General features: G+C 73.0%; 27 protein-coding genes and 2 pseudogenes. 15 read left to right on the forward strand and 14 right to left on the reverse strand.

Annotation, left to right across the window (positions count from 1 at the left end):
• Nucleotides 1-45 precede the first annotated feature (45 nt).
• The 4 genes from P3T37_RS35550 to P3T37_RS35565 are packed head-to-tail and all read left to right on the forward strand — an operon-like array spanning nt 46 to nt 4,124.
• Nucleotides 46-519 (forward strand): GPW/gp25 family protein, encoded by a 474-nt coding sequence (locus tag P3T37_RS35550; RefSeq protein ID WP_280728102.1) that lies wholly within the window; start codon nt 46-48, stop codon nt 517-519.
• Entirely contained in the window at nt 519-2,468 is a 1,950-nt protein-coding gene (locus tag P3T37_RS35555) for a putative baseplate assembly protein (protein WP_280728103.1), read from the forward strand. The genes P3T37_RS35550 and P3T37_RS35555 overlap by 1 nt, the downstream gene beginning before the upstream one ends.
• Nucleotides 2,465-3,100 (forward strand): phage tail protein, encoded by a 636-nt coding sequence (locus tag P3T37_RS35560; RefSeq protein ID WP_280728104.1) that lies wholly within the window; start codon nt 2,465-2,467, stop codon nt 3,098-3,100. Before P3T37_RS35555 ends, P3T37_RS35560 begins: the two co-directional genes overlap by 4 nt.
• Nucleotides 3,101-3,110: 10 nt before the next feature.
• A complete protein-coding gene (locus tag P3T37_RS35565) occupies nt 3,111-4,124 on the forward strand; it encodes a discoidin domain-containing protein (RefSeq protein WP_280728105.1) in 1,014 nt (337 codons plus the stop codon).
• Here P3T37_RS35565 and P3T37_RS35570 read toward each other — a convergent pair.
• Nucleotides 4,061-6,040, reverse strand: a complete 1,980-nt coding sequence (locus P3T37_RS35570) for a BTAD domain-containing putative transcriptional regulator (RefSeq protein WP_280728106.1) — start codon at nt 6,038-6,040, stop codon at nt 4,061-4,063. The two genes, P3T37_RS35565 and P3T37_RS35570, sit on opposite strands and share 64 nt — an antisense overlap.
• 358 nt (nt 6,041-6,398) lie before the next feature.
• Between P3T37_RS35570 and P3T37_RS35575 the strand changes: the two genes are divergently transcribed.
• Nucleotides 6,399-6,815: a hypothetical protein gene (locus P3T37_RS35575; RefSeq protein WP_280728107.1), complete on the forward strand. Its 417-nt coding sequence runs from the start codon at nt 6,399-6,401 to the stop codon at nt 6,813-6,815.
• A 10-nt stretch (nt 6,816-6,825) separates the two neighbouring features.
• Here P3T37_RS35575 and P3T37_RS35580 read toward each other — a convergent pair whose 3' ends face one another.
• Complete coding sequence (locus P3T37_RS35580; RefSeq protein ID WP_280728108.1) at nt 6,826-7,374, reverse strand: hypothetical protein; 549 nt, start codon at nt 7,372-7,374, stop codon at nt 6,826-6,828.
• Between the two features lie 97 nt (nt 7,375-7,471).
• On the opposite strand from P3T37_RS35580, the gene P3T37_RS35585 reads away from it, so the two are divergent.
• Nucleotides 7,472-7,981 (forward strand): DUF402 domain-containing protein, encoded by a 510-nt coding sequence (locus P3T37_RS35585; RefSeq protein ID WP_280728109.1) that lies wholly within the window; start codon nt 7,472-7,474, stop codon nt 7,979-7,981.
• Here the strand turns inward: P3T37_RS35585 and P3T37_RS35590 are convergent.
• The 7 genes and pseudogenes from P3T37_RS35590 to P3T37_RS35620 all read right to left on the reverse strand — a co-directional run bounded on the left by P3T37_RS35590 (nt 7,978) and on the right by P3T37_RS35620 (nt 12,641).
• Entirely contained in the window at nt 7,978-8,664 is a 687-nt protein-coding gene (locus tag P3T37_RS35590; RefSeq protein WP_280728110.1) for an alpha/beta fold hydrolase, read from the reverse strand. The two genes, P3T37_RS35585 and P3T37_RS35590, sit on opposite strands and share 4 nt — an antisense overlap.
• 93 nt (nt 8,665-8,757) lie before the next feature.
• Nucleotides 8,758-9,209, reverse strand: a pseudogene (locus tag P3T37_RS35595) (GNAT family N-acetyltransferase).
• Between the two features lie 110 nt (nt 9,210-9,319).
• A complete protein-coding gene (locus P3T37_RS35600) occupies nt 9,320-10,372 on the reverse strand; it encodes an SGNH/GDSL hydrolase family protein (protein ID WP_280728111.1) in 1,053 nt (350 codons plus the stop codon).
• Nucleotides 10,373-10,655: 283 nt separating this feature from the next.
• Nucleotides 10,656-11,189: a YceI family protein gene (locus P3T37_RS35605; protein ID WP_280728112.1), complete on the reverse strand. Its 534-nt coding sequence runs from the start codon at nt 11,187-11,189 to the stop codon at nt 10,656-10,658.
• Between the two features lie 14 nt (nt 11,190-11,203).
• A complete protein-coding gene (locus P3T37_RS35610) occupies nt 11,204-11,431 on the reverse strand; it encodes a DUF6296 family protein (RefSeq protein ID WP_280728113.1) in 228 nt (75 codons plus the stop codon).
• 11 nt (nt 11,432-11,442) lie between these two features.
• Nucleotides 11,443-11,787, reverse strand: coding sequence for a hypothetical protein (locus P3T37_RS35615; protein ID WP_280728114.1), 345 nt, complete (start codon nt 11,785-11,787; stop codon nt 11,443-11,445).
• 65 nt (nt 11,788-11,852) lie between these two features.
• On the reverse strand, nt 11,853-12,641 hold the full coding sequence (locus tag P3T37_RS35620) for a VOC family protein (protein WP_280728115.1): 789 nt from the start codon (nt 12,639-12,641) through the stop codon (nt 11,853-11,855).
• Nucleotides 12,642-12,877: 236 nt separating this feature from the next.
• On the opposite strand from P3T37_RS35620, the gene P3T37_RS35625 reads away from it, so the two are divergent.
• The 4 genes from P3T37_RS35625 (at nt 12,878) to P3T37_RS35640 (ending at nt 15,502) form a co-directional block, all read left to right on the forward strand.
• A complete protein-coding gene (locus tag P3T37_RS35625) occupies nt 12,878-14,104 on the forward strand; it encodes a hypothetical protein (RefSeq protein WP_280728116.1) in 1,227 nt (408 codons plus the stop codon).
• A gap of 94 nt (nt 14,105-14,198) precedes the next feature.
• Nucleotides 14,199-14,363 (forward strand): hypothetical protein, encoded by a 165-nt coding sequence (locus P3T37_RS35630; protein ID WP_280728117.1) that lies wholly within the window; start codon nt 14,199-14,201, stop codon nt 14,361-14,363.
• The gene (locus P3T37_RS35635; protein ID WP_348533316.1) at nt 14,357-14,446 is read left to right on the forward strand and encodes a hypothetical protein; all 90 of its coding nucleotides are present in this window, start codon (nt 14,357-14,359) and stop codon (nt 14,444-14,446) included. The genes P3T37_RS35630 and P3T37_RS35635 overlap by 7 nt, the downstream gene beginning before the upstream one ends.
• A 51-nt stretch (nt 14,447-14,497) precedes the next feature.
• Nucleotides 14,498-15,502 carry a zinc-dependent alcohol dehydrogenase family protein gene (locus P3T37_RS35640; protein ID WP_280728118.1) on the forward strand — a complete coding sequence of 335 codons (1,005 nt, stop codon included), beginning with the start codon at nt 14,498-14,500 and terminating at the stop codon, nt 15,500-15,502.
• Nucleotides 15,503-15,536: 34 nt separating this feature from the next.
• On the opposite strand, the gene P3T37_RS35645 is transcribed toward P3T37_RS35640, so the two are convergent.
• Nucleotides 15,537-16,070: a GNAT family N-acetyltransferase gene (locus P3T37_RS35645; RefSeq protein ID WP_280728119.1), complete on the reverse strand. Its 534-nt coding sequence runs from the start codon at nt 16,068-16,070 to the stop codon at nt 15,537-15,539.
• 188 nt (nt 16,071-16,258) lie between these two features.
• On the opposite strand from P3T37_RS35645, the gene P3T37_RS35650 reads away from it, so the two are divergent.
• Genes P3T37_RS35650 through P3T37_RS35670 form a run of 5 tightly spaced genes read left to right on the forward strand, consistent with a single transcriptional unit; the run spans nt 16,259 to nt 21,191 of the window.
• A complete protein-coding gene (locus P3T37_RS35650) occupies nt 16,259-17,233 on the forward strand; it encodes an ABC transporter substrate-binding protein (protein ID WP_280728120.1) in 975 nt (324 codons plus the stop codon).
• A 1-nt stretch (nt 17,234) separates the two neighbouring features.
• Entirely contained in the window at nt 17,235-18,209 is a 975-nt protein-coding gene (locus P3T37_RS35655) for an amino acid ABC transporter permease (RefSeq protein WP_280728121.1), read from the forward strand.
• 16 nt (nt 18,210-18,225) lie between these two features.
• Nucleotides 18,226-18,978: an amino acid ABC transporter ATP-binding protein gene (locus tag P3T37_RS35660; RefSeq protein ID WP_280728129.1), complete on the forward strand. Its 753-nt coding sequence runs from the start codon at nt 18,226-18,228 to the stop codon at nt 18,976-18,978.
• On the forward strand, nt 18,975-20,195 hold the full coding sequence (locus tag P3T37_RS35665) for a M20/M25/M40 family metallo-hydrolase (RefSeq protein ID WP_280728122.1): 1,221 nt from the start codon (nt 18,975-18,977) through the stop codon (nt 20,193-20,195). The genes P3T37_RS35660 and P3T37_RS35665 overlap by 4 nt, the downstream gene beginning before the upstream one ends.
• 60 nt (nt 20,196-20,255) lie before the next feature.
• Nucleotides 20,256-21,191 (forward strand): MurR/RpiR family transcriptional regulator, encoded by a 936-nt coding sequence (locus P3T37_RS35670; RefSeq protein ID WP_280728123.1) that lies wholly within the window; start codon nt 20,256-20,258, stop codon nt 21,189-21,191.
• A gap of 33 nt (nt 21,192-21,224) precedes the next feature.
• On the opposite strand, the gene P3T37_RS35675 is transcribed toward P3T37_RS35670, so the two are convergent.
• The 4 genes and pseudogenes from P3T37_RS35675 to P3T37_RS35690 form a co-directional block, all read right to left on the reverse strand.
• Nucleotides 21,225-21,971, reverse strand: coding sequence for an SDR family oxidoreductase (locus P3T37_RS35675; RefSeq protein WP_280728124.1), 747 nt, complete (start codon nt 21,969-21,971; stop codon nt 21,225-21,227).
• A 35-nt stretch (nt 21,972-22,006) separates the two neighbouring features.
• A complete protein-coding gene (locus P3T37_RS35680; RefSeq protein WP_280728125.1) occupies nt 22,007-23,464 on the reverse strand; it encodes an MFS transporter in 1,458 nt (485 codons plus the stop codon).
• A gap of 91 nt (nt 23,465-23,555) precedes the next feature.
• Entirely contained in the window at nt 23,556-23,840 is a 285-nt protein-coding gene (locus P3T37_RS35685) for a hypothetical protein (protein ID WP_280728126.1), read from the reverse strand.
• A pseudogene (locus P3T37_RS35690) lies at nt 23,840-24,052 on the reverse strand (RNA polymerase subunit sigma-70); the annotation flags it as partial. The pseudogene P3T37_RS35690 and the gene P3T37_RS35685, both read right to left, overlap by 1 nt.

Here is a 24,052-nt window from a genome sequence, read left to right on the forward strand (position 1 = left end):
CATCAGATCCATCAGATATCTCACCGTCTTGCGGAGGAGGGCTAGATGGCCGAGCAGTTCGTCGGCTCCGGCTGGGCCTTCCCGCTGCGGATCGGCGCCACCGGCGGCATCGCGCTGGTAGCGCGCGAGCAGGAACTGACCGAGTCCATCCGGCTGATCCTGGCCACCGCGCCCGGTGAGCGGCCGATGCGCCCGGAGTTCGGCTGCGCGATCCACGACCACGTCTTCGCGCCCGCCGACGAGGACACCGCCGGCCTGATCGGCTACGAGGTTCGCCGGGCGCTGGACCGCTGGGAGCCGCGGATCGACGTCGCCGAGGTGGCGGTGGCCTTCGACGCCCACGAGCGCGGCACCCTCTACATCGACATCCGCTACACCGTGCGCGGCACCAACAGCCCGCGCAACCTGGTCTTCCCCTTCTACGTGATCCCCTCGCACGAGGGCACCGCCGCCACCGCCGACCCAGCTACCCCCGCCGTCCCTGCCGCAGGCCCGCATGCCCAGGAGAGTGCCCGCTGATGTCCCTGCCCGCCCCCAATCTCGACGACCGGCGGTTCCAGCACCTCGTGGACGAGGCGAAGCGGTTCATCCAGCAGCGCTGCCCGGAGTGGACCGACCACAACGTCTCGGACCCGGGAGTCACCCTGGTCGAGGCGTTCGCCCACATGACCGACCAACTCCTCTACCGGCTCAACCGGGTGCCGGAGAAGAACTACCTGGCCTTCCTCGACCTGATCGGGGTCACCCTCTTCCCGCCGGCCGCCGCCACCGCCGAGCTCACCTTCTGGCTCTCCGCCCCCCAGCCGCTGCCGGTGGTGCTGCGCCGGGGCACCGAGGTGGCCACCGCCCGTACCGAGACCGAGGATTCGGTGGTCTTCAGCACCGCGGACGACCTCACCGTGCCGCCCTGCACCCTCACCCACGTGCTCACCCAGCCGCTGGAGGGTCGGCCGGTGGAGCGCACCGAGGACCTGCTGCACGGTCGGCCAACGCCCTGCTTCACCGCTCTGCCGCAGGTCGGCGACCTGGTGCTGTTCGGGCTCAGCGCGGCGGTGCCCAGCTGCACGGTGGTGCTGCGGCTGGACAGCCGGGTGGCCGGTGTCGGGGTGGATCCGCGCCGCCCGCCGCTGAGTTGGGAGGCGTACGACGGCGCCGGGTGGCTGCCCTGCGAGGTGGGCCAGGACTCCACCGGCGGCCTGAACCGGCCGGGCGACGTGGTGCTGCACGTGCCGGCGGGGCACGCCGCCGCCGCGCTGGCCGGGCACCGCGCGGGCTGGCTGCGCTGCCGGGTGGTGGCGGCCGAGGAGGACCAACCGGCCTACTCCGCCTCGCCCGTGCTCCGGGGCGGCTCGGCGTTCACGATCGGCGGCACGGTCGGCGCGGTCCACGCCGAGACCGTCGAGGGGGAGAGCCTGGGCGAGTCCGCGGGCGTGCCGGGCCAGCGCTTCACCGTCGGCCGACCGCCGGTCCTGGCGGGGGCCGAGCCCTTCGTGGTAGAGGTCTCGCAGGGCGACGGCTGGCAGGAGTGGACCCGGGTCGACTCCTTCGGCGCCTCCGGGCCCGGCGACCGCCACCTGCGCCTGGACCCCACCACCGGCGAGATCGCCTTCGGCCCCGCGGTGCGGGAGAGCGACGGGTCCCTCCGGCACTACGGCGAAGTCCCGCCCAAGGGAGCCCGGTTGAGGGTTCGCCGCTACCGGACCGGCGGCGGGCGGCAGGGCAACGTGGCCCGGCGCACGCTGACCGTCCTGCGCAGCTCGATCCCGTACGTGTCGCGGGTGGAGAACCGCAGCGCCGCCGCCGGGGGCGTGGACGGCGAGACGGTGGAGGGTGCCAAGCTCCGCGGGCCCGTCCAACTCCGGTCCCAGGACCGCGCGGTGACCGCCGCCGACTACGAGCTGATCGCCCGCCGGATCGCCCCGTCGGCCGCCAGGATCCGCTGCCTTCCGGCGGGGGAGGGCACCGGCGCGGGCGGGGTGCGGGTGCTGGTGGTGCCCGCGGTGGTGGCCGAGCCCGGCGACCGGCTGCGCTTCGAGCAACTCGTCCCGCCTGACGCCATGTTGGCGGCCATCGCCGAGCACCTGGACGAACGCCGGCCGATCGGGGCCCGACTGCTGGTCCAACCGCCGTACTACCAGGGCGTCACGGTGGTCGCCCGGCTCACCGCCGAGCGGGCCGAGACGGCCGGGCGGGTCCGTGAGCGGGCCCTGGACGCGCTCTACCACTACTTCAACCCGGTGAGCGGCGGCCCGGACGGCACCGGCTGGCCCTTCGGGCGCCCGGTCCAGAGCGGCGAGGCGTACGCCGTGCTGCAACGCGTCGCGGGTGTGGAACTGGTCGAGGACGTACGGCTGTTCGCGGCCAACCCGCTCACCGGCGAGCGCGGCGCGCCCGGCGACCGGGTCGACCTCGACCCGCACTCGCTGGTCTTCTCCTACCTGCACCAGGTCAGGGTGGAGGAGCGGTGACGCGCGCCGAGGGCGACCCCCGACCAGCTGGGCGGCGCGCCGTCCAGGGGCTGCTGACGCCCCACCCCTTCGGGGAGCGGCTGCCGGGACCGTACGCGGAGGACGACTTCGCTCAGCGCTTCGTCTCCGCCTTCGACGAGGTGCTGGCGCCGGTGTTCTCCGTGCTGGACTGCCTGGACGCCTACTGGGACCCGCGGTTGGCCCCGGAGGACTTCCTCGGATGGCTGGCCGGCTGGGTGGCCGCCGACGTCGGCGAACGGCAGTCGCTCGCCGAGCGGCGCGAGGCCGTCGCGGGCGCGGTGCGTGCGCACCGGCTTCGCGGCACCGCCCGGGGGCTCGCCGAGCAGGTCGGCGCGGTACTGGGCCTGCCCGCGGAGGTGGCCGAGAGCGGCGCCGCCGCCTGGTCCGCCACGCCCGGCGGCGAGCTGCCGGGCGAGCCCGAGCCCGCCCTGCGGCTGCGGATCCGGACCGCGGACCCGGCGGCGGTGCCGGCCAGGGCGCTGGCGGCCCTGATCGACGCGAACCGACCGGCCCACGTCCCCTGCACGGTCGACGTGCAAGCGACGGATGAAGTGGATGAACCGGGAACGGACCGAGGACGGACGGAGGACGGAAGCAGTGCGGACGTGTGAGCAGTGCGGCGTGCGGGTGAGCGCCGGGGACGACTTCTGCGGTGGGTGCGGCGCCTTCGCGGACTGGCAGGGCGAGAGCCCGGCCCCCGCCGCATCCCCGCCCGAATGGCCGGCCGGGCCCGAGCCCGACGAGCCGGAGCCGGCCTGCACCGAGGCCGACGGGCCGTCAGCAGCGCCGGCACCGCCGTCGACATCGCCGGCACCACCACCCCCGGCGGCCGTCCAGCCCGGCGCCCCCGCGGTGCGCGCCCCCGCCCCGCGCGCCGCCGTCGACGACCACGTCGCCGCACCCGACGACCTGCACTGCGCCGCCTGCGCGACGGCGAACCCGGCGGCGCGCTCGTTCTGCCGCCGCTGCGGCGCCGCACTCGCGCCGGCGGCCGCCCCGCCTCGGCTCTCCTGGTGGCGCCGCTGCCTGCGCTGGTGGCGCCGGCGCCGGACCAACCGGCGGCGCGGGCCGAGCGGACGGGTGGGTCGGGTGGTCAGCAGAGTGCTCGTGCTGGCGCTGCTCGCCGCGCTGGTGGACGCCGGAGTCGGCTACGGTCCGCGGATCGTCAACGCGCTGCGCGACCGGTACACCGCGCCCGCGCCCGTGCACGGCGTCTCGGAGACGGCCTCCAGCGCCGCGCCCGGCCACCCGGCCTCGGACGCGGTCGACGGCACCTGGAACCACTACTGGGCGCCCGCCGACCCGCCCACCGGCCCACCGGTGGGGGAGTGGCTGGAGGTCGGGTTCGCCCGTCCCTTTCGGCTGCTGGACCTGGTCGTCCACTCGGGTGCCTCGGACCAGCAGGACGAGTTCCTCAAGCAGGCCCGGCCTGCCCAGGTGGAGATCACGGTGTCGGTCGACGCCGGCCGCACCGTGCAGAAGACGGTCCAGCTGGAGGACAAGCCGGCCCCGCAGACCATCCACCTGCCGGTGGCCGGGGTCACCAGGATCCGGCTGACCATCCGGTCGGTCTACGGAATGCAGCCCTCCGCGCTGGCGGCCGTCGGCGAGGTGGAGTTCTTCGAACGCCCCTGAACCTGAACCTGAACCCGAGCTCCCGCCACCGCTCCCGGGCCGGTGCCCAGCGAGCGCAGCATCCGGGCGTACTCCCGGCGGGTCTGCTCGGCCGCCGCCGGGTCCCCCGCGCTGTGGTACGTGGCGGCCAGCACCCGCCAGGCGGCGTCCCGGAACGGATCGAGCAGCAGGCTCTGCCGTGCGGCCCGCGCCGCGCTGCCGAACCGCCCGAGCCCCAGGCACACCTCCGCCAGCGCCTGGTGGACCTCCGCCGCCTTGCCGCGCAGCCGGGCGCGTTCGGTCACCACCCACTCGGCGGCGCCGTCCTCGGGCAGCAGATCGCCGGCGTACCAGTCCAGGGCCGCCGCCAGCAGCTCCGCCTCCTCGGTCGGCGCCAACTGCGCCCGGTTCCGCCGCCACTGCCCGATGGCCCGCTCGAACTCCCGGACGTCGCACCGGACATCGGGCTCCAGGACGAGCCGGTAGGAGGCCCCGCTGCGCAGCAGGAACCGGGAGGCCCCCCGGGCGCTGCCGGGCTCCAGGAAGGTCCGCAGCCGGGAGACGGTCACCTGGAGGTTGCGGATGCCCTGCTCGGGCGGGAACTCGGGCCACAGGGCGTCCAGCAGATGGTCCCGGTGCACGCCGGCTCCCGCCTGCAGGGCCAGCAGCCGCAGCAGCGTACGCACCTTGGGGCGCACCGGCGACAGATCCAACTCCCGGTTGTCCCGGACGATCCGGAACCGGCCGAAGCAGCGGATCTCCAACTGCCCCGGAGCCTCGGCCGCCCGGCCGGCCTCGGACGGCTGCCACGCCGACCGCCGACCCACCTCCCGACCCTCCTGCCACGCTTCCTGCTCCGGGACCCGCGCCACCGCGACCGGCGCCGACTCCCGTTCCGTACCGGCCCGCCGCAGCTGCGCGGCGGCGCGCAGCCGCAGGGTTCCGGCGGTGCCGGCCGGCAGATGGCGGGCGATCGCCGCGCCGACCACCGCGTGCCGGAAGGTGAGCAGATCGCGGTTGGCGAGGACGCCGCCGCGGATCAGCAGGTCGGCGGCCGAGGCCGCCTCGGCGGGCGGCAGGCCGGCGACGGCTGCGGCGCGGCCGAGGTCCGTGCCGTCGCCGAGCACCGCGACGGCCTGCACCAGCGCGGTGGCCGCCGGGCCGAGCCGCTGGATCCGCTGCTCGGCGTCCCGGGCGGTCGGCTCGGGGGCATGGCCCAGCAACTCCCGCGCGCAGGCGGCGTCGGGGACGGCCTCCTGGCGCGCCAGTTCGTCCAGCAGCGCCCGCAGCAGCGTCGGGTTCCCGCCGGTCGCCTGCCGGCAGGCGAGCACGAACTCGGGATCCGGCTCCCCGGGGAGGACCGCGCGGACCAGGCACCGCGTCGCGCCCGGATCCAGCCCGGCCAGCCGGGTGCGGCGCAGGTGGCCGGTCGCGTCCTGGAACGCGGCGGTGTGCGGGACCGGCTCACCGCTGCGCACCGCCGCGACCACCACCAGCCGCAACCGCACGCCGTGGTGGACGAGTTGGCTGAGCGCCCGCAGCGAGGACTCGTCGCACCACTGGAGGTCGTCGATGACCAGCATCAGCGGGGACCGAGCGGCGGCCTGGGCCAGCAGCCGGTACAGGGTGACCATCACCTCGAACAGTCCGGCCGCCGACGGTCCGCTGCCCGGACGGCCGGGGTCGATGTCCGGCAGGCCGGTGAAATCCGGATCGGCGACCAGCAGCGAGGCGAAGACCTGGCGGGCCACCCCGAGCGGATGGCTCTGCTCCTGGGGGTGGCAGCGGCCCCGGGCGACGGTGAAGCCGAGCCTTCTGGCCAGCGCGGACGCCTCGATCAGGAAGCTGGTCCGCCCGATGCCAGCCTCGCCCTCCACCAGCAGCGCACCGGTCTGCCGCTCGGTGGCAGCGGCCAGGGCACGCTCGACCAGCGCCATCGCGCCCGCGCCACCGCGGGCCGCGGCTAACGGTGCGGTCGGTGCGGTCGGCGCCGACGCCCGGCTGGGCTGCCGCGCCGACGGGATCTCGGTTATGAGCTGATGGTGAATCAAGTCCGCAACCTCGCACTGATCCTGGATTTCCTGTGTGCGTCCGGGGAGGACCGCTGGGCCGACCCTAGCCCTCGGGCGCCCCGCTGTCGGCAGTGCGTCAGGCCGTTGGGGCGAGTGCGCCTCCCGTCCCGCGTGTCAGAACGGGCCCCGGCGCGGCAGGCGTTCGTCCCGGTCCCGGGCGAGCGTGCGGTGGCGACACTGCCGCGAGGTGCAGCGCAACCGGCGCAGACGATACGGTATGGCGATGACACCGGACGAGATCCTGCGGGCCCTGGCGGCGCTGGAGGCGGCCTGGAACCACGACGACAGGGCGCTCGCCGCGCTGGCCCAACGGGGCAGGGACGAGCCGGCGTTGCCGGCGCTGGTCGCGGACTACGGCAACCTCACCCTGCGGGCGCTGCTCACCCTCGCGTTCGGCGGCGACGGCGAGCTGTCGCCGCAGGAGCTGGAGGCGCAGTTGCAGGCGGACGTCACCGCCCGGATGTGCACCTCGCTCGGCCGCACCCTGACCACCTGGGCGGCCGCCGCGCCCGACGAGGCGTCCGGCGACATCGCCCGCGCCGTCCTGGACGCCATCCTCAACTTCACCGCGGGGCCGGTCGAGGACAACGTGCTGCCGCTGCTCACCGCCCTGCGCGCCACGGCACTGGACGGCGACTGACACCGACGTCCTAACCGCCGGACAGCACGCGCCGCAGCACCTCCAGCACCTCGGCCTCGGGGAATCTGGTCAGCGCCGCGGCCTCGGCACCGGCCAGCACCTCGGCCAGGTCCTGCGGCTGCGCCCCGCGCGCCAGCTCCGCCACCCAGGCCGCCAGCCCGGTCAGCTCCTGCGGCAGGCCCACCGGCAGCGCACCCGCGTACGGCGCCGGGACCTGCCGCCGCTCACGCCGCTGCGCACGCACCACCCCGACCACTTCCGCTTCCGGCTCCGGCTCCGCCTCCGCAGCCCGCTCCACGACGACCGGCCGCGGCTCGCGCGCCGGCATCGGCCGGCCCTCGCTGGCGTACCGTCCCGGCGGCAGCCCCACCTTGCCCGGGTGCACGCACACCGGCACCCGGCCCACCACGGTGTAGCGGAACCCGTCGGCGGGATCGAACGCGCACTCCCGAGTGGGCCGCTCGAAGACGTCGAACCCACCCGCCGGCAGGCGCACCGACGGGCAGAACCAGCACACCTCGTGCTCGCTCTCCTCGCCCACGAACGGTTCGCTCTCCACCCCGGCACCCTACCGGCGCCCGGCGGTCCTCACCTGATCGGGTGACTACGGCGCGAAGTGGACGGCCCGCAGCCGCGTGCTCGCCACACTGGACGCCATGACAGCCACCGCCGCCGAACGCTTCGAGCCCGGAGCCACCGCGGTCCGCCGCGACGTCCGGGCGGGCCAGGTCTGGACGGCCATGCCGCAGCGGGTCCTGCAGGACACCGGCGCCACCCTGCAACTCGCCTACTGGCCCGGCATCGAGAGCCTCGCGCCGACCACCTGGATCGAGTCGCTGCGCACCGGCTCCGACATCCCGCGCAAGCGCGGGATCGCCGACCTCGCCGCCGGCTCCTGGCAGCTCGGCCGCTACACCTGGCAGCAGACCTCGCTCCTGAGCCACTTCCTGGCCGGCGAGCACTTCAGCGTCCACCGCTTCCACGACGCCGGGATGCGCCCGCTGCGCTGGTACGTCAACTTCGAGCGCCCCTACCGGCGCACCGCAATCGGCATCGACACCCTCGACCTCTTCGTCGACCTGATCGCCACGCCCGACGGCTGGCCGACCTGGGCCCCCGAACCCACCTGGCCCCTACCCGTCCTACCCGACGGCGCCGAGTCCTAGGACACCCGAGGGCCGCAGATCAGCTCGGCCAGTTCCGCCGGCCGGCTGAGTGCGACGAGGTGCCCGCCGGGCAGCTCCTCCACGGGGATGCCCAGCCGTTCCGCCACGATCCGGCGCTGGAACTCGAGCGGCAGGAACCGGTCCTCGCGACCCTGCAGGAACCGGGTGGGGACGTCGGGCCACTTCCGCAGCGGCCACGGCTGGGCGAAGAGCGCCTCCGAGGGCCCGCCGACCTCTGCCGCCAGCGCCTCCTCGGTCACCTCGGCCGGGACGTCGTGGAAGAAGTCGACCCGGACGTCGAACTCCGCGTCCGGCCCGCGCCCGTCGCGCACGGCCTGCGCGGACCGTGCCGCGCCCTGCCCGGTGTTCCCCCACCACTGGGCGGCGCTCTCGCCGTAGGTGGGGACCATGGCGTTGACCATGATCAACTCGTCGATCGGGACGCGCTCGCAGACCAGCGGGGCGGTGAATCCGGCGAGCGACTGCGCCACCAGCACCAGCCCGCCGCGCCGCTCGCCGATCGCCTGCACGACGGCGTCGACGTACTCGGCGAGCCCTGCGGAATCGTCCTGCGGCAGGTCGAAGGTCACCACCTCGTGCCCCCGCGCCCGCAGTTGGGGCACCAGGCGGTGCCAGTACCAGGCGCGGCCGTCGGCGCCGGGGACGAGTACGTAGGTTGCCACGCGGACCTCCATCGACGGTGTACGCCGACGCTACCAAGCAGCCCCGCCCGGACCGCCCCGCAGCGCCGACGCCACGCCCGCCGACGCGGGCTCTCAGCCGCCGGAGCTGCGACGGGTCCGGTACAGCACGTTGCGGCGCAGCGGCCCCTCCGGCGCGTCCGGGTCGTCGAAGTCGTCGGCGGGGTCGTAGGACATGCCGATCCGCCGCATCACCGCCCGGGAGCGCACGTTGTCAGCGGTCGTCACCGCGACGATCTCGGGCAGTGCGAGGGTCTCGAACCCGAAGGCCAGGCTCGCCAGGGCGGTTTCGGTGGCAAGCCGTGGCCCCAGGCCGAGCGGGCCAGCCGCCAGCCGACCTCGACCCCGCTGAACGGCAGGCCGTCGTCCACTCGGTCCAGCCCGGCGAAGCCGACGAACCCACCGGTGGCCGTCACCTCGACCGCCCACCACCCGTAGCCCCGCTCGTCGAACTCGCCCTGGAAGCGGGCCACCGAGGCATCGCTGTTAACGTCCAGCACTGCCGACAACGTCGACCCGTTTTCTATACGACCTCATGACCTCCTCCTCTGTCCTGCGAATTTCTCTCGCTCCGTTTCCCGACCCCTCCGCAAGGGAATTGCCTCGCCGAAACAATTCGCCCTCATCCCATTTCTCGTCACCCCTTCCTGGTCAGCGGCTCCAAGGCGGCGGCCACCTGCTGGGCCTGGTTGTCCGCCCCGGAGGCATTGGGGTGCACGAACGTGCAGGATGCGCCGGTGCCAGGGATCTCCAGGCAGAGCCCGGCGGGTGGGTCGGTCTGGTCGCCTTCTCCGGTGAGGTCGTCCTTGACTCCGTACATCCACTTCTGGTCGCCGCTGGCGCAGACCCCGTGGTCGATGCTGGAGGTGTACGTGTCGACGTAGGTGGCGCCGTGCTCCGCGGCCTGCCGCGCGAGCCGGCCGTTGAGGTCGCGCTCCAGGCTGTCCAGCCACGGCATGTCACCCTTGGTGACGGTGCCGAGCTGGCGGAAGTTGGCCCAGGAGCAGCCGCTGGTGCGTGCGACGATGGCCGGGTAGCCGACGACCGCGACCTTGGCGTTGGGTGCCCGGTCCCCGATCTCGTTCATCATCACGCCCAACTCGGCGTCGAGTTGGGCGAACTTGGCGTCCAGCCACTGCTTGCCCTCGCCGCGGCTGTAGTGCGTCGTGCAGGGCGTCCCGAGTCCGAACGAGGCGGCGCCGCGCTCCAGGCACTGCGTGACGATGTCCCCGAACCCCAGGGTGTTTCCGCCGATCCCGACCGTCACGACATCGGTGGCGGGGGAGAGCGAGTCGAGCTGCGCGGGCTTCTCCGGCCAGCCGCCCTCGGGCGGCGTGGTGGGCGGGCCGAGCAGCTTCTTGGACGGCTGCGGCCCCAGGATGCCGTCCTGCACCTCGGCCGCGCCGCAGGTGACGTCCGTGAGGCCCAGCCCCAACTCCGTGGCGACCTGGTGCGGGTAGTCGCGGAAGGAGCGCCCGCAGCCGTCGCGGTCGTCCCACGGCCGGACGAAGACGTTGGCGCTGTACGAGTCGCCCATGGCGACGTAGCCGAGGGACCCCTCAGCCGCCCGCGCCGCCGCCGACGACGACGGTGACGCCGACGCCGGGCCGAGGCCGGACAGGGTGGCAGCGAGAGCGGTGGCGGCGGCGAGCGACGCTCGGACGGTGGCGGGCATGCGAAGTCGTGGCATATCAGGGCCCTTTCGTGCAAGTACCGATCAATGTCACGAAAAGTAGCCAGCCCTGCACGATGGGTCAAGAAGTTCGTGTAATGACCCATTCCAAAGAGTGACCCCTCATGCGCAAAACTCGAACGCCACCCCGAACTTCCACTGATGCGCAAAGATTCTTCAGATAGCGTCACCGAATTTGAAACCTGTGATATCGGTCATTCCGACGGGCGGTCCCGGGGTGAAGGACCGCACCTCGGCGCCCGCCCCGGCGGACGCCCTTCTCGCTGCGGATGCGGGCGGCTCAGCTCGGGTGCAGGCGTCGGGTGAAGCGGGCGCTGATGCTGATGGTTGCGGGGCCCTTGATCACGCCGGCCTTGTTCCAGGTGAGCCCGAAGTCGGCCCGGTCGACTTTCACCTCCGCCGCCAGGGTGACGGCGTCGGCGGTGGCCTCCGTCGCGTGGGCGGTGAAGCTCAGGGGTTTGGTGGTACCGCGGACGGTGAGGGTCCCCTTGATCGCGGCCGTGTCGGCTCCGGAGGCGGTCACGCTCTGTGCGTCGAAGACCAGCTGCGGGTGGGCCTGCACGTCGAAGAAGTCGGCGGAGCGCAGGTGGGTGTCGCGTCTGGCGTTGCGGGTGTCCAGGGACGCGGCGTCGATGGCGATCCGACCGTGCGCTGGACCGCCTCCGGCCGGCAGCTCGCCGTGGCCCTCGATCCGGGCGAACTCGCCCTTGACGGTGGCCAGTCCCCACATGGCGCTGTGCCGGAAGCGGACCGCGGAGCCGGCCGGGTCGAGCACCCAGGATCCGGGGGCGAGGTCGGTGAGGGAACTGGTCATGGACGGTCCTCCAGTTATCGGGGGCGCGCGACGACGTGTTGCGCGAGGTCCTGGTGCCCGCCGGTGGCCAGCATCCTGACCTCGCCCTGGTCGCTGATCTCCGCCCGGACGATGCCGCTGGTGTCGACGTAGACGGGGTGGCCGCCGGGCCCCAGCGTTCCGGTGAGGCTGACCAGGACGACATCCTCACCGCTCTCGGCGCCCGTTCGAGTGAAGATCAACTCGTACTGCTGGGTACTCATGAGGCTCTCCCTCAGCCGAGCGGCCTGGGCGGGGTGTTCGGGTCCCAGGCCTCGGGCCAGCCGGGCAGCCGGACGAAGGTGTCCCTGGCCTGCGCGAGTCCGTTCAGGGGACCGGTACTGCTCACGCTGATCCCGCCGGCGATGAGCTGCTGTGCCTGCTCCACCGCCCTGGCGTACTCCTCGTCCGGAGTGATCCAGGTTTCCCGGCTGTGGTCGGCCGCCACGACGTGCAGGACGCCGTAGGAGCCGTGCAGGGGATCCAGGCCGAGACGTTCGCAGACTCGGCGGTAGTTGTCCTCGCCGCCGGTGGTCTCGGGTTTCCAGGTGAACCTGGCGACCAGTCGCATTCCGCCCATGGGTCCATCCTGCGGGGTGTCCGGCATCCGCGCAGGCCGACCGTGGTCGGCCTGCGCGGCCGGGCTCAGGGCAGCTCGGGACCGGTCGCGTTGATGAGCGCGAAGGTGGCGCCCTGCGGGTCCTGGACGACGGCCATCCGGCCCGCGACCATGTCGAACGGCGGCTTGAGCACGTTGCCACCGGCGCGGATCAGGGCGTCGACCGTGCTGTCGGTGTCGTCGACGGAGAAGTACGCCAGCCAGTGCGGGGGCGTGCCGGGCGGGAGCTGTCCGAGCCCCTGCATGCCGCCGACGACCCGCCCGCCCGCGCTGAGCGAGAAGTAGCCCTCCGCGCCCTCCATGGGGGAGGCCTCGATGCCCAGAGCGGCGGAGCAGAACTTCGCGGCGGCGGCGGTGTCGCCCGTGAGCAGCTCGTTCCAGACCACCGAACCGGGCTCGTTGACCACCTGTGCCCCGGAGAAGTCCTTGGCCTCCCACAACCCGAACACGGCACCGCTGGGCTCGGCGACGACGGCCATCCGGCCGATGGTCATCACGTCCATCCCGGGCATCAGCACCGCGCCGCCCGCACGCGTGATCGCCGCCGTGGTGGCGTCGGCGTCGGCGGTCGCCAGGTAGGTGGTCCACGCGGTCGGCGGCGTCGGCTGGCCCTCCGGTGCCATCGCGGTCATGATGCCGGCCACGGCCTTCCCGTTCAGCGTGCAGACCGCGTACCCGCCGGTCTCCGGCGGACCGACCTCGCCCTGCCAGCCGAACAGGTCGCGGTAGAAGTCGAGGGCGGCTTGCTGGTCGGGGACCATGAGGTCGATCCAACACGGCGTGCCGGGCGTGTAGGGACTGGTGACGACGGGCATGACAGAAGCCTCCATGGCAGTGCGACGGCCCCCCATGAGCACCACTGTGGGCACCCGCGTCGCGCCCGCGCCACCGGCGCTCGCCCGTACGTGCCCCGACTCCACCTCGCGCGGACCACGTCGTACGCCACCGGGGACGCCGCCCAGCCGAACGCCACCCTGCCGCCGGGCTGCGTCGACGCCCGGACGTCCTCGCCGCGCCCTGACGCGGTGTGCGGGCGCGCTACGGTGCACGTATGACGATCGCCGGAGAGGACCAGGGCTCTGCCCGCGGCCAGGTGCTGCTGCTGGCCGCGGCCCCGCGCGGCAGCCGGCGCCGGCTGCTCGACCCGGAGTACGCGGTGGGCGCGGTCGCCGCCGTCCCGGTCCAGACCCTGCTGCCCGGATGGCGGGGGCCGGTGGACGTGGTGCCGCTGCTCGACCCGACCGAGCCGCAGGCCGTCCTCGCCCGGATCCGCGAGGCCGCCGCCACGGCGGGTCCGCTGCTGCTCTACGTCGTCGGGCTGCTGTACCGCGACCACCGCCAGCGGCTGCTGCACGTCGCGCTGGCCGCCACCGACGACAGCACGGTCCGCTACAGCGCGCTGCCCTGGCCGTGGCTGGCCCGGGAGCTGGCCGGACGTCAGCCGGGCAGCACCGCCGTGGTCCTGGACCTCGTCGTGGACCCGAGTTGCCTGCCGATGCGCGACGACGACCTGCTGCTGCCCGCCCAGGTGGCGCGCTGGGGAGCGGTCGCGCCGCCGGTGGGACGCGGACCCCGGCAGGTGCCCGGCTACACCCGGGCGCTCACCGAGCTGCTGCGCACCGCCCCCGCGGGCCGGGTCCACCTGCCCGAGCTGCACGCGATGGCCGCCGGCCAGGCGGGCCTCGCGCCGGGCACCGTCCTGCTGTCCTCGCCCTCACCGGGGCGCGTCGAGATACCGATGCCGCGCCCGCACCCCGGGCGGCAGGCCCCGAGCGCTCCTCCCGCCGCCCCGCACGTGCCCGCGACGGCTGCGGAGCCGGTGGCCGACCTGCGCCCCGCGATCGCGCAGGCGATGCGCGCGGGCCACCACCACGCGGCCGCGGAACTCGCGGCCCAGTGGGAGCGCGCGGTGCTCCGCTCGGCCGGCCGGGAATCCGCGCTGATGGGCGACGTACTGGAGGTGCAGGCCACCGCGGCCGCCGCCTCCGGCGCGACCGTACGGGCCGCGGAACGCTGGATCGCGACCGCCGAACACCGGCTGCGCTGGGGCAGTCCCGGCGACCAGGCCGTACGCCTCGCCGTGCGCAACGGCCTGCACTGCTGGCGCCAACTGGACGACGACGAGCCGCTCCTGCCCGAGCTGGGCGGACGGCTGGCCGCGGCGCTGCGGGCGATCGACCGCGAGCAGAGCGCGACCGGCGTCGAGGAACGAATGTCCGGTGCCCGGACCCTCCCCGCTGGTGAAGCGGGACATGAGGCGATTCTTAAGGGGTCTTGAAGTCGGGGCCGGTGCCCGTTTCGGGGGGTGGAAAGCGCCTAGGTTCGGAGCGGACCAGTCGTTCCCTCGACCCGAACCCGAGGTGTTGCGCATCATGAGTTCTCACCGCCGAGTTCCCGCCCGCAAGCGTCGCCTGCGGCTGATGGTGACGGGGGCCGCCGCGCTCGCGGTGCTGGGCGGCGGTACGGCCTTCGCCTGCGCGGGTGTTGGCGCCCAGGACGGGCCGGTCACGCTGTCCGGCACCGCCGGAACATCCTGAGTTCGGCCTTCACCCGCGTCGGGATCGCCGTCGTGCGGGACGCCTCCGGCACGGTCTGGCTGACCCAGGACTTCGCTTCCTGATCCTGCCGATTCTGCTGAACACGCGTTCCTGACACGAGATGAGGTGATTCCATGCGCGCGGTGGTGCTGGAACAGTTCGGCGGCCCGCTGGCCCTGAGCGAGATCACGACCCCGGTGGCCGGCCCGAGCGAGCTCCTGGTGCGGATCAGGGCCAGTGGCGTGAACCGCTTGGACACCAGGATCCGGGCCGGAGAGGCCGCCCATGCCCAGAACCTGCTGCCTGCGGTGCTCGGCCTGGACCTGGCCGGCGTGGTCGCGGAGGTCGGCGCGGACGTCACCGGCTTCGCGCCGGGCGACGAGGTCTACGGCCTCACCGGCGGCGTCGGCGCCCTTCAGGGCTCGCTCGCCGAGTACGCGGCGGTGGACGCCCGGTTGGTGGCGCACAAGCCGACGTCGCTGAGCATGCGTGAGGCGGCGGCGCTCCCGCTGGTCTTCATCACCGCCTGGGTGGGCCTGGTGGACCGGGCCCGGGTGCGCGGCGGCCAGCAGGTCCTGGTGCACGGCGGCGCAGGCGGCGTCGGCCAGGCGGCGATCCAGCTCGCCCGGGATCGCGGCGCCGAGGTCTTCGCAACGGGATCGCCCCGGAGCCTGGCGGCCATCGAGCGCCTCGGTGCGACGGCGATCGACTACACCACCACCTCGGTGGAGGAGTACGTCGCCCGGTACACCGCAGGCGAGGGCTTCGACGTCATCGTCGACACCGTCGGCGGCGAGACACTCGACACGGCCTTCACCGCCGTCCGCACCCACACCGGCCATGTGGTGAGCACCCTGGGATGGGGCACCCACGGCACCCACGGCACCCACAGCCTGGCGCCGCTGTCCCTGCGCGGAGCAAGCTACTCCGGCATCTTCACCCTGCTGCCGATGCTGACCGGTCGCGGGCGCACGCACCACGGCGAGATCCTGCGGCAGGCGGCCGCCCTCGCCGACGCCGGAGCGCTCAAGCCGGTGCTCGACCCCCGCCGCTTCACTCTCAGCACCGCCACCGACGCCCACCGGGCGGTGGAGAGCGGTGCCCCCGCAGGCAGGATCGTGATCGACGTCACGGGCTGAACCGGGTTGAGCGGCCGGTCAGTCGGTCAGGCGCTCAGTCGGGGACGTCGCTGGCGCGGATCCGGTAGACCTGCAGGCTGAGCCCGTAGTACTTGGTGGTCTCGCCGACCCACCGCATGCCGAGCCGTTTCGCCATGGCGATGGCGCGGACGTTGTTCGGGCGCGCGACGGCGAAGACTTCGTCGATGTCCTGCGTGAACGCCCAGTCGATCAACGCGCGCCCGGCCTCGGCGGCATAGCCGTGCCCCCACGCTCCGGGGGCCAGCTGCCAGCTCACCTCGAGGTCGTCCTCGTAGGGCGGCAGTAGGCGGATGCCGAGGCCACCGACGACCGACTGGTCCTCCCGCAGCTGCACGGCCCACCGTCCCCGAGGCGGAGGCAGGTTCGGTTGCGCTTCCTGCCAGGCCTGCAACACCGCGCGCATGGCCGCCAGGTCGCCGACGCGGTCCATCGCCGGAGTGAGCCAACGGGCGACCTCCGGCGAGCCGTAGATCGCCAGCGCCGCTTCGGAGTCGTCGAGGGACCAGTCCCGGACGATGAGCCGATCGGTGGTCAGCGAGATGTCCATGGCACCGTACCCTCCTCGGTCCTCCTGACGAACATCATGCCCTCGCCCGCCGTCGTCTGCGCGAGGAGATCCTCCATCATGTAATTGGCGTTACATCTAGCGTCGAATTACGTTCATGTGTAACTTCTTGTTCTGGAAGCCGACGGCCCCCGCCCGTCGCGCAGCCGCTCCCAGAAAGGGGTCCGCCCATGCCTCCCACCGCCCCCACCCGCAGATTCGCCTCGCTCGTCGCGCTGACGGCCTGCGGAACACTGCTGCTCACCGCCTGCGGCGGCGGCAGCGGCCAGGCAACGGCACCCGTGCCCTCGTCCGCGGCGGCGGTCGCGCCGTTCACCATCGCCGGTGTGCGGATCACCGAGGATGCGGCGCTGCATGCCGTCCTGCCGGATGCGATCAAGCAGTCCGGTCAGGTGCGCGTCGCCAGTGACATCCCCTACGCACCGTTCGAGATGTACCGGGGCGCGGGCGGCGGCGCGATGACGGGCCTTGACTACGACATGGGGCAGGCGCTCGGCGCCAGGCTGGGGGTCCGATTCACCTTCCAGGCGCAGAAGTTCGACGGCATCGTGCCGGCCATCGGGGCCGGCCGCTACGACGTGGCGATCTCGGCGATGACCGACAGCAGGCAGCGCGAGCAGGTCCTCGACTTCGTCGACTACTCGGTCTCCGGGACCGGCATTCTGGTCGCGAAGGGGAACGCGGCCAGGATCACCACCTTGGACGACCTCTGCGGTCAGAAGGCGGCCGTCGAGAGCGGCACCAGCCAGCAGACCCTGCTGAGCGCACACCAGAGCGCGTGCAGAGCCGCCGGGAAGGGCGAGGTCACCATCCAGGCGTTCCCCAAGAACTCCGACGCCGAACTCGCGCTGAGCTCCGGCAGGGTCGTGGCGGACGTGATGGACAAGCCCGCCGCCGGATGGACCGCCAGGACCGCCGACGGCGGCAGCGCCTTCGAGGTCGTCGAGGACCCGTCCGCAGTGCGTGGCTACCTGGCCACTCCGAACGGCATAGCGGTCTCCAGGAGCATTCCGGGCCTCGCCGACGCCATCCAGAGGGCCCTTCAGTCGCTGATCGACGACGGGACCCTGACGAAGATCTTCGACCAGTACGGGGCGTCCTCGATCACGGTGAAGCAGGCCACCAAGAACGGCGCGGTGAACTGAGATGCCCGCTCCCGCCCACTCCACCGCTGCCACAACGGGCGCCGGTCGGTCCAGCAGTACGTCCCTCGCCCCCGAGCGGCTGCAGGCGGTCCCGGTGCGCCACTGGGGTCGGCTGATCGCCGCCGCGGGCGCGGCGGCGGGCCTGGCCGGTCTCGTCGGCTCGCTGGCCAGGAACGCCAACCTGCACTGGGAGGTGATCGGTCACTACCTGTTCGCCGGCCTGATCTTCAACGGCCTGGTCACCACTCTGTGGCTCACCGTCGCGGCCATGGTCCTCGGCCTCTCGCTCGGTACGCTGATCGCGGTGCTGCGCCTGTCCGCCAACCCTGTGCTGAACGCCCTGGCCGCGCTGTTCGTCTGGGTGTTCCGCGGCACCCCGCTGCTGGTGCAGATCATCTTCTGGGCCTACGCCGCCGCCCTGTACAAGCAGGTGATGATCGGCATCCCCTTCACCCACGTGACCTTTCTGCGGATCGACACCAACTCCGTCCTCACCCCCTCCGTCGCCGCACTGCTGGCGCTCGGGCTGAACGAGGCCGCCTACGCCTCGGAGATCGTGCGCGCGGGCATCCAGTCGGTGGACCCGGGCCAGTCCGAGGCCGCTCACTCGCTGGGAATGACCCCGGCGCTGACGATGCGTCGGATCGTCCTGCCCCAGGCGATGAAGGTGATCATCCCGCCGATGGGCAACGAAACCATCAACATGCTCAAGACCACCGCCTATGTGTCGGTGATCGCGGCTCATGACCTGATGTCCAACATCCAGGACGTGTACGCGCAGACGTACCAGGTCATCCCGATGCTGGTCGTCGCGAGCCTGTGGTACCTGGCACTTACCACTCTGCTCAGCGTTCCGCAGGCCCGACTGGAGCGCCGCTACGGCCGCGGCACCGCACGCGCCACCCGGACCTCACCGCTGCGGCGGATGTTCACAGGAATGACCGGAGTGACCGGAACGACCGGAAAGGACACCTGAGACCATGTCGGTTCCCATGGTGCACGCCCAGGGCGTGCGCAAGCAGTTCGGCAGGCTGGAGGTGCTCAAGGGCATCGACCTGACCGTCGAACGCGGCCAGGTGTGCTGCCTGCTGGGCCCCTCCGGCTCGGGCAAGTCCACCTTCCTGCGCTGCATCAACCACCTGGAGAAGGTCGACGAGGGCCAACTGGCCGTCGACGGCGAGCTCGTCGGCTACCGCCGCCAGGGCAGCAGACTCCACGAGCTGCGTGAGAAGGAGGTTGCCGCCCGCCGACGCGACATCGGCATGGTCTTCCAGCGCTTCAACCTCTTTCCGCACCTCACCGCGCTGGAGAACGTCGCCGAGTCCCCCGTCCGGGTCGCCGGGGTGAACAGGGCCGACGCCCGCATCCGGGCCGGGCGCCTGCTCGGGAGGGTGGGGCTCGCCGACCGCGCCGACCACTACCCGGCCCAGCTCTCCGGGGGCCAGCAGCAGCGCGTGGCCATCGCCCGCGCCCTGGCCATGGAGCCGAAACTGATGCTGTTCGACGAACCCACCTCCGCGCTGGACCCGGAACTCGTCGGGGACGTGCTGGACGTCATGCGCGACCTCGCCGCCGACGGCATGACCATGGTCGTCGTCACCCACGAGACGGGATTCGCCCGAGAGGTCGGCGACACCGTCGTCTTCATGGACGAGGGCGTCGTCGTCGAGGCCGGCGAGCCGCGCCAGGTCCTGCTCAGTCCCCGACACGAGCGCACCCAGGCGTTCCTGTCCAAAGTCCTGTGAGCGCCCCCACCCGGCAGCCGCGCCCGGCCGGCGCGGCCGCCGCCTTGCTGCCGCTCGCCCAGGCCCGCTACCCCCAGTACCTCGCCGACCTCGCCGAACTGGTCGCCGTCGACTCCGGCTCCTACAGTCCCGGCGGCGTCAACCGGGTCGGCGACTGGGTCGCAGTCCGGCTGCGGACGCTCGGTTTCACCGTCGAACGCATCGTGCTCCCGCTCGCTCACGGGCGTCCCGTCGGCGACGTCGTGCTTGCCCGCAGAACCGGCGCCCTGCCCGCCGAGGCCGGAGGACGGCGCATCCTCCTCGTCGCCCACCTGGACACCGTCTTCGAGGACGGCACCGCCGCCCAGCGGCCCTTCCACCTGGACGGGGCGATCGGCCACGGCCCCGGTGTCAGCGACGACAAGGGCGGTCTGCTGGCCGGTCTGTGTGCGCTGGAGGTGCTGGCCCGGGCCGCAGCTGACCAGTACGCGGAGCTGGTCTTCCTGGCCACTCCGGACGAGGAGATCGGCTCCCCGGCCAGCCGCCCGGTCACCGAGTCGGTCGCACAGGACGTGGACTGCGCTCTCGTCCTGGAATGCGCCAGGGAGAACGGCGACCTGGTCATCGCCCGCAAGGGCATCGCCGACTACCTGATCACCCTGCACGGAAGGGCCGCCCACTCCGGCATCGAACCCGAGCGCGGCGCCAATGCCGCCCTGGCAGCCGCCCACCTTCTGGTCGATCTGCAGGCCCTCAACGGCCGTTGGGAGGGTGTCACCGTCAACGTCGGCGTCATCCGGGGCGGCACCCGCGCCAATATCGTCTGCCCCGAGGCCGAACTGCGCGCCGAGGTACGGGCCACCACCCTCGCCGGGCTCCAACTCGCCGACGCCGCCGTCCAGGCGCTGGCCGCGCGCCGCACGGTGGAGGGTACCCGGGCACACGTCGAACTGCTCGACCTGTGCCCCCCGATGGAGGACAGCCCCGCATCACGGCGGATGCTCGCCCATGCCCAGGCCGCCGGAGCCGAGTTGGGACTCGGTTTCGCGGCGGCCGCGACCGGGGGCGCCGGCGACGGCAACCTGGTCTCGGGCAGCGGCGTGCCCACCCTGGACGGCCTGGGACCGGTCGGCGGCGCCGACCACACCCCGCAGGAGTGGCTGGACACCGCTACCGTCCCGGCGCGCGTCGCCCTGCTCGCCGCACTGATCACCCGCCTGGGCAGCGCGGGAAGTTAAGCTCAGCCGGCTCCGTCTCATGGAAGACCTGCGAGAAGACCCACGAAAGGACTGCCCGCCATGGCCACAGGCCCGCTCGCCGAAGAGATCCGGCGACGGCTGGGCGAGTGCAGCCCAGCCGAACGCAAAGTCGGCCGCGTCCTGCTGGCCGGCTGGCCCGCCGCAGGATTCGAGACCATCGCCACCATCGCCGAACGTGCGGCGGTGAGCGCGCCCACCGTGCTGCGGTTCGTCACCCGGCTCGGCTACCACGGGTTCCCCGACTTCCAGAGCGCCCTGCGCCAGGAGCTCGACGAACGCAACGCCTCACCGCTGTCGCTGTACGAGTCGTCGCTGCACGAGTCGTCCCTGAACACGTCGTCCCAGCACACGTTGTCCCAACACCCGTCGGACGGCACGGGCGAAACCGCGACGGGCGAGGACGCCGGACCCGCCGCCCTGCTGCGCCAGGGCGGCGGCGTCTTCACCGCCGCGGTCAGCCGCACCCTGGCCGAACTGACCCCGCACGACCTCGAACGCGCCATCACCCTCCTCGCCGACCGCAAACGACGGATCACCCTCGCCGGCGGACGCTTCACCCAACTGCTGGCCCAGTACCTGGGCCTGCACCTGATGCAACTGCGCGACGACGTCCGCTTCCTGTCCGAGCGCGATGTGGAGCGCACCGCCACCCTGGCCTCCCTCGGCCGCCGGGACGTGCTCGTGCTCTTTGACTACCGCCGCTACGAGCAGGACAAGGTCACCCTGGCCGAACTCGTCCAGGAGACCGGCGGCAAGGTCGTCCTCTTCACCGACACCTGGCTGTCCCCGGTCGCTCCCCAAGCCGAGGTCGTCCTCCCCAGCCAGGTCACCACCCTGTCGCCCTACGACAGCCTGGTCCCCACCCTCGCCGTCATCGAGACCGTCATCACCGGCGTCCTGACCGCCCTGGGCGACGACGGCCGCCGGCGCCTGAGCCACACCGAGGACATCGCCCGCCGCACCGGCCAGCACTGACGGGCCCCGGCGACCGGTCTCCCGCGCCGCCCGTCAAGGGAGCTTCCGCAGCCCCGTGCCGGTCAGCAGGTAGGCCGGGGCGACGTCGGCGGCGTCCGACCCGATCAGCTCGAGTACGGCGGCGCCCGCGATCTCCGGGGTGACGAGCGGGCCCAGCTGCTCGATGTACTCGTCCTCCGTCATGCCGTAGCGCTCCGCGTACGCTCGCACCGCCGGCCGTCCGAGTTCGGTCATCGGGGTGATCCGGGGCAGCACCGCGGTGAACGTGATGTCGAGGCCGGCTCGCTGCGCCTCCTCCTGCGCGTACCCCGTGATGAGCCGCTGGGTGGCCTTGGCCCCGGCGTATCCGCCGCTGACCGGCGAGCCGGCCACCGCCGCACCGCTGCTGATCACGACCACCCGGCTGCCGGGGCGCAGGGGCTTCAGCAAGGCCTCGCGGAGCCAGTGGAACGCGATCCGCACGTCGCTCTCCCAGTTGACGGAGAACGTCTCCCAGGTGTGGTGCTGGAGCGGACGCAGCTGCGGGGTCGCGCCGGCCACCAGCACGAGCACGTCCGGCCGGTAGCGGTCGACAAGGGTGCCGGCCGCAGAGGGGTCGGTGGCGTCGGCCGCTTCGGGCCGGATTCGATCGGCGCCCTCGGCCAGTTCGGCGAGTGCTTCCCGGCCTCGGGCGACGGCGACCACCGCGGCACCGGCCTCAGCGAGCGCGGTCGCGATCCCGCGGCCCAGGCCGCGGCTCGCTCCGACGACGACGGCGGTCCTGTCCGACAACTCACTCATGATGTCCTCCTTGTCGAGGTGTTGAACTCGGGCGGTCAGCGCGCCGCGGCGTCGAGGGCCGCGGTGTCCGTGGGGGTGACCGGCTGGGGCTGAGCCTTCGTCCGGCGCGGGATGACCAGGCCGACCGGGACGGCCAGCGCGGCGATCACGGTGCACACCCAGAACGCCGCGCGGAACCCGCCGGTGAGCGCCGCTGCGCCTGATTGGCCCGTCGCGGCCAGCGTCGCCGTGCGGCTCGCGGCGACCGTCGACGCGATCGCGACGCCGATCGCGCCGCCGAGCTGCTGTGTGGTGTTGAGCAGGCCGGAGGCGAGCCCGGCGTCCCGCTCGGCGACCCCGGTCAGCCCGGCGATCGAGATCGGGATGAAGGTGAACGCGGTACCGGCGCCGGCCACGAAGAACGGCCCGGCGAGGTCGGCCCAGAAGCTCCCGTGCACCCCTGCCGCGGTCGCCCAGGCCGTGCCGCCGGCGATCAGGGTCATGCCCGCTGTCATCACCGGGCCCGCCCCGATGCGGGTGACCAGCAGCTGCGACGGCCCGGCGAGCGCCACCGAGGTCAGCGAGGCCGCCAGCCACGCCACTCCGGCCATCAGCGCCGAGTAGTGCAGGACCTGCTGCATGTAGAGCGTCCCGATGAAGATGAACGCGAAGAAGCCGCCGCCGAGCAGCAGCCCGACGATGTTCGCGCCGGCGACCGGCCGCGACCGCAGCAGCCGCAGCGGGAGCAGTGGCGCCTGGGCGCGTGCCTCGACGAGGACGAAGGAGGCCAGCAGTACCCCGGACGCGACGAGCGAGCCGATGGTCTTCGGCGTCGCCCAGCCGTCCTGCGGCGCGGTCGAGATCGTGTAGACGAGCAGCAGGAGGCCGCCGGTCACGGTCAGCGCGCCCAGCGGGTCGTAGCGTCGGTGGTCGGTGCGCAGGCGGCTTTCCGGCACGATCCGCGGGGCCAGCGCCAGGGCCGCCAGGCCGACCGGGACGTTGAGGAAGAAGATGTACTCCCAGCCGGCGTAGCGGGTGAGTAGGCCTCCGGTGAGCAGCCCGACGGTGGCGCCGCCGGCCCCGAGGCCGCCCCAGATGCCGAGCGCCTTGTTGCGATCGGCCCCTTCCGGGAACATCGTCATCACGATGGACAGCGCGGCCGGCAGGACGATCGCCGCGCCGGTGCCCTGCACGCCGCGCATGACGATCAGGACGGTGTCGCTGCGGGCCAGGCCGCAGGCCAGTGAGGCGCCGGTGAAGACGGCCAGCCCGAGCAGGAAGATCCGGCGGCGGCCGAGCAGGTCGGCGGAGCGGCCGCCGAGCAGCAGCAGGCCACCGAACGCCAGGCCGTAGGCGGTCACCACCCACTGCAGGCCCGACGGGGAGAAGCGCAGGTCGCGGCCGATGGTCGGGAGCGCGACGTTGACGATGGTCAGGTCGACGATCGTCATGAAGAAGGCAACGGCGAGCACGGCGAAGGCCCGCCAGCGGTGGATCGGCGTCGTGGTGTTCATGGGGGATCCTCAGTCCCGGAAACAGCGGTCACCTGTGTGACGCGGCGGTGGCCCGTCATTCATCGCTCCCGCCGGCCCGGATCAGGCCGGATCAGGCTCGTGACAAGGCAGCGAGGACGAGCGGACCGTCGCCGGGATTCCGCAGGCATCGCGGTGTCAGTCCGGCGAACTCCAGAGCCGCCCCTCGTTGGAAGCCCGCGGATGCGCCGCTCCAGCACTCGACCTCCAGCTCGCCGATCTCGACGAGGACGAGCGCGTCCTGCCAGTCGGCGGCCCGGAACGGCAGTTCTTCCCCGGGTTCCAGGACCCTCGTGCGCAGCCGGAAGCCCCTCGGGCAGCGCGTGCCGAGGAACGAGATCCGCTCCTCGCCGTCCATCAACGGGCCCTGGCGCTGGCGTCGGCCTGGCGCCGCAGCGCTGTGGGCAGGGCAAAGGAGGCGAACACCTGCGGCTGGAGGAAGGTCGCGATTTCGGCGACCGCGCCGTCCTCGACGCGGAGCACCCCGATCCCGAACGGTTCGTGCGTCGGCTTGCCGGGCGCGCGCCGGTACATCGCGAAGGCGGGCTGGCGATTGGCCGCCGTGGGCAG

Origin of the sequence: Kitasatospora sp. MAA4, assembly GCF_029893355.1 — a bacterium.
Classification (GTDB): Bacteria; Actinomycetota; Actinomycetes; order Streptomycetales; family Streptomycetaceae; genus Kitasatospora.

Bases quoted from the DNA above. Each gene is read 5' to 3' on its own strand.
- P3T37_RS35620 (WP_280728115.1), bottom strand. From the start codon at position 12,641: ATGCCCGTCGTCACCAGTCCCTACACGCCCGGCACGCCGTGTTGGATC.
- P3T37_RS35630 (WP_280728117.1), top strand. From the start codon at position 14,199: ATGAGTTCTCACCGCCGAGTTCCCGCCCGCAAGCGTCGCCTGCGGCTG.
- P3T37_RS35650 (WP_280728120.1), top strand. From the start codon at position 16,259: ATGCCTCCCACCGCCCCCACCCGCAGATTCGCCTCGCTCGTCGCGCTG.
- P3T37_RS35640 (WP_280728118.1), top strand. From the start codon at position 14,498: ATGCGCGCGGTGGTGCTGGAACAGTTCGGCGGCCCGCTGGCCCTGAGC.
- P3T37_RS35625 (WP_280728116.1), top strand. From the start codon at position 12,878: ATGACGATCGCCGGAGAGGACCAGGGCTCTGCCCGCGGCCAGGTGCTG.
- P3T37_RS35570 (WP_280728106.1), bottom strand. From the start codon at position 6,040: ATGGCGCTGGTCGAGCGTGCCCTGGCCGCTGCCACCGAGCGGCAGACC.
- P3T37_RS35670 (WP_280728123.1), top strand. From the start codon at position 20,256: ATGGCCACAGGCCCGCTCGCCGAAGAGATCCGGCGACGGCTGGGCGAG.
- P3T37_RS35585 (WP_280728109.1), top strand. From the start codon at position 7,472: ATGACAGCCACCGCCGCCGAACGCTTCGAGCCCGGAGCCACCGCGGTC.
- P3T37_RS35655 (WP_280728121.1), top strand. From the start codon at position 17,235: ATGCCCGCTCCCGCCCACTCCACCGCTGCCACAACGGGCGCCGGTCGG.
- P3T37_RS35685 (WP_280728126.1), bottom strand. From the start codon at position 23,840: ATGGACGGCGAGGAGCGGATCTCGTTCCTCGGCACGCGCTGCCCGAGG.
- P3T37_RS35555 (WP_280728103.1), top strand. From the start codon at position 519: ATGTCCCTGCCCGCCCCCAATCTCGACGACCGGCGGTTCCAGCACCTC.
- P3T37_RS35675 (WP_280728124.1), bottom strand. From the start codon at position 21,971: ATGAGTGAGTTGTCGGACAGGACCGCCGTCGTCGTCGGAGCGAGCCGC.
- P3T37_RS35600 (WP_280728111.1), bottom strand. From the start codon at position 10,372: ATGCCACGACTTCGCATGCCCGCCACCGTCCGAGCGTCGCTCGCCGCC.
- P3T37_RS35615 (WP_280728114.1), bottom strand. From the start codon at position 11,787: ATGGGCGGAATGCGACTGGTCGCCAGGTTCACCTGGAAACCCGAGACC.
- P3T37_RS35550 (WP_280728102.1), top strand. From the start codon at position 46: ATGGCCGAGCAGTTCGTCGGCTCCGGCTGGGCCTTCCCGCTGCGGATC.
- P3T37_RS35660 (WP_280728129.1), top strand. From the start codon at position 18,226: ATGGTGCACGCCCAGGGCGTGCGCAAGCAGTTCGGCAGGCTGGAGGTG.
- P3T37_RS35575 (WP_280728107.1), top strand. From the start codon at position 6,399: ATGACACCGGACGAGATCCTGCGGGCCCTGGCGGCGCTGGAGGCGGCC.
- P3T37_RS35605 (WP_280728112.1), bottom strand. From the start codon at position 11,189: ATGACCAGTTCCCTCACCGACCTCGCCCCCGGATCCTGGGTGCTCGAC.
- P3T37_RS35680 (WP_280728125.1), bottom strand. From the start codon at position 23,464: ATGAACACCACGACGCCGATCCACCGCTGGCGGGCCTTCGCCGTGCTC.
- P3T37_RS35645 (WP_280728119.1), bottom strand. From the start codon at position 16,070: ATGGACATCTCGCTGACCACCGATCGGCTCATCGTCCGGGACTGGTCC.
- P3T37_RS35610 (WP_280728113.1), bottom strand. From the start codon at position 11,431: ATGAGTACCCAGCAGTACGAGTTGATCTTCACTCGAACGGGCGCCGAG.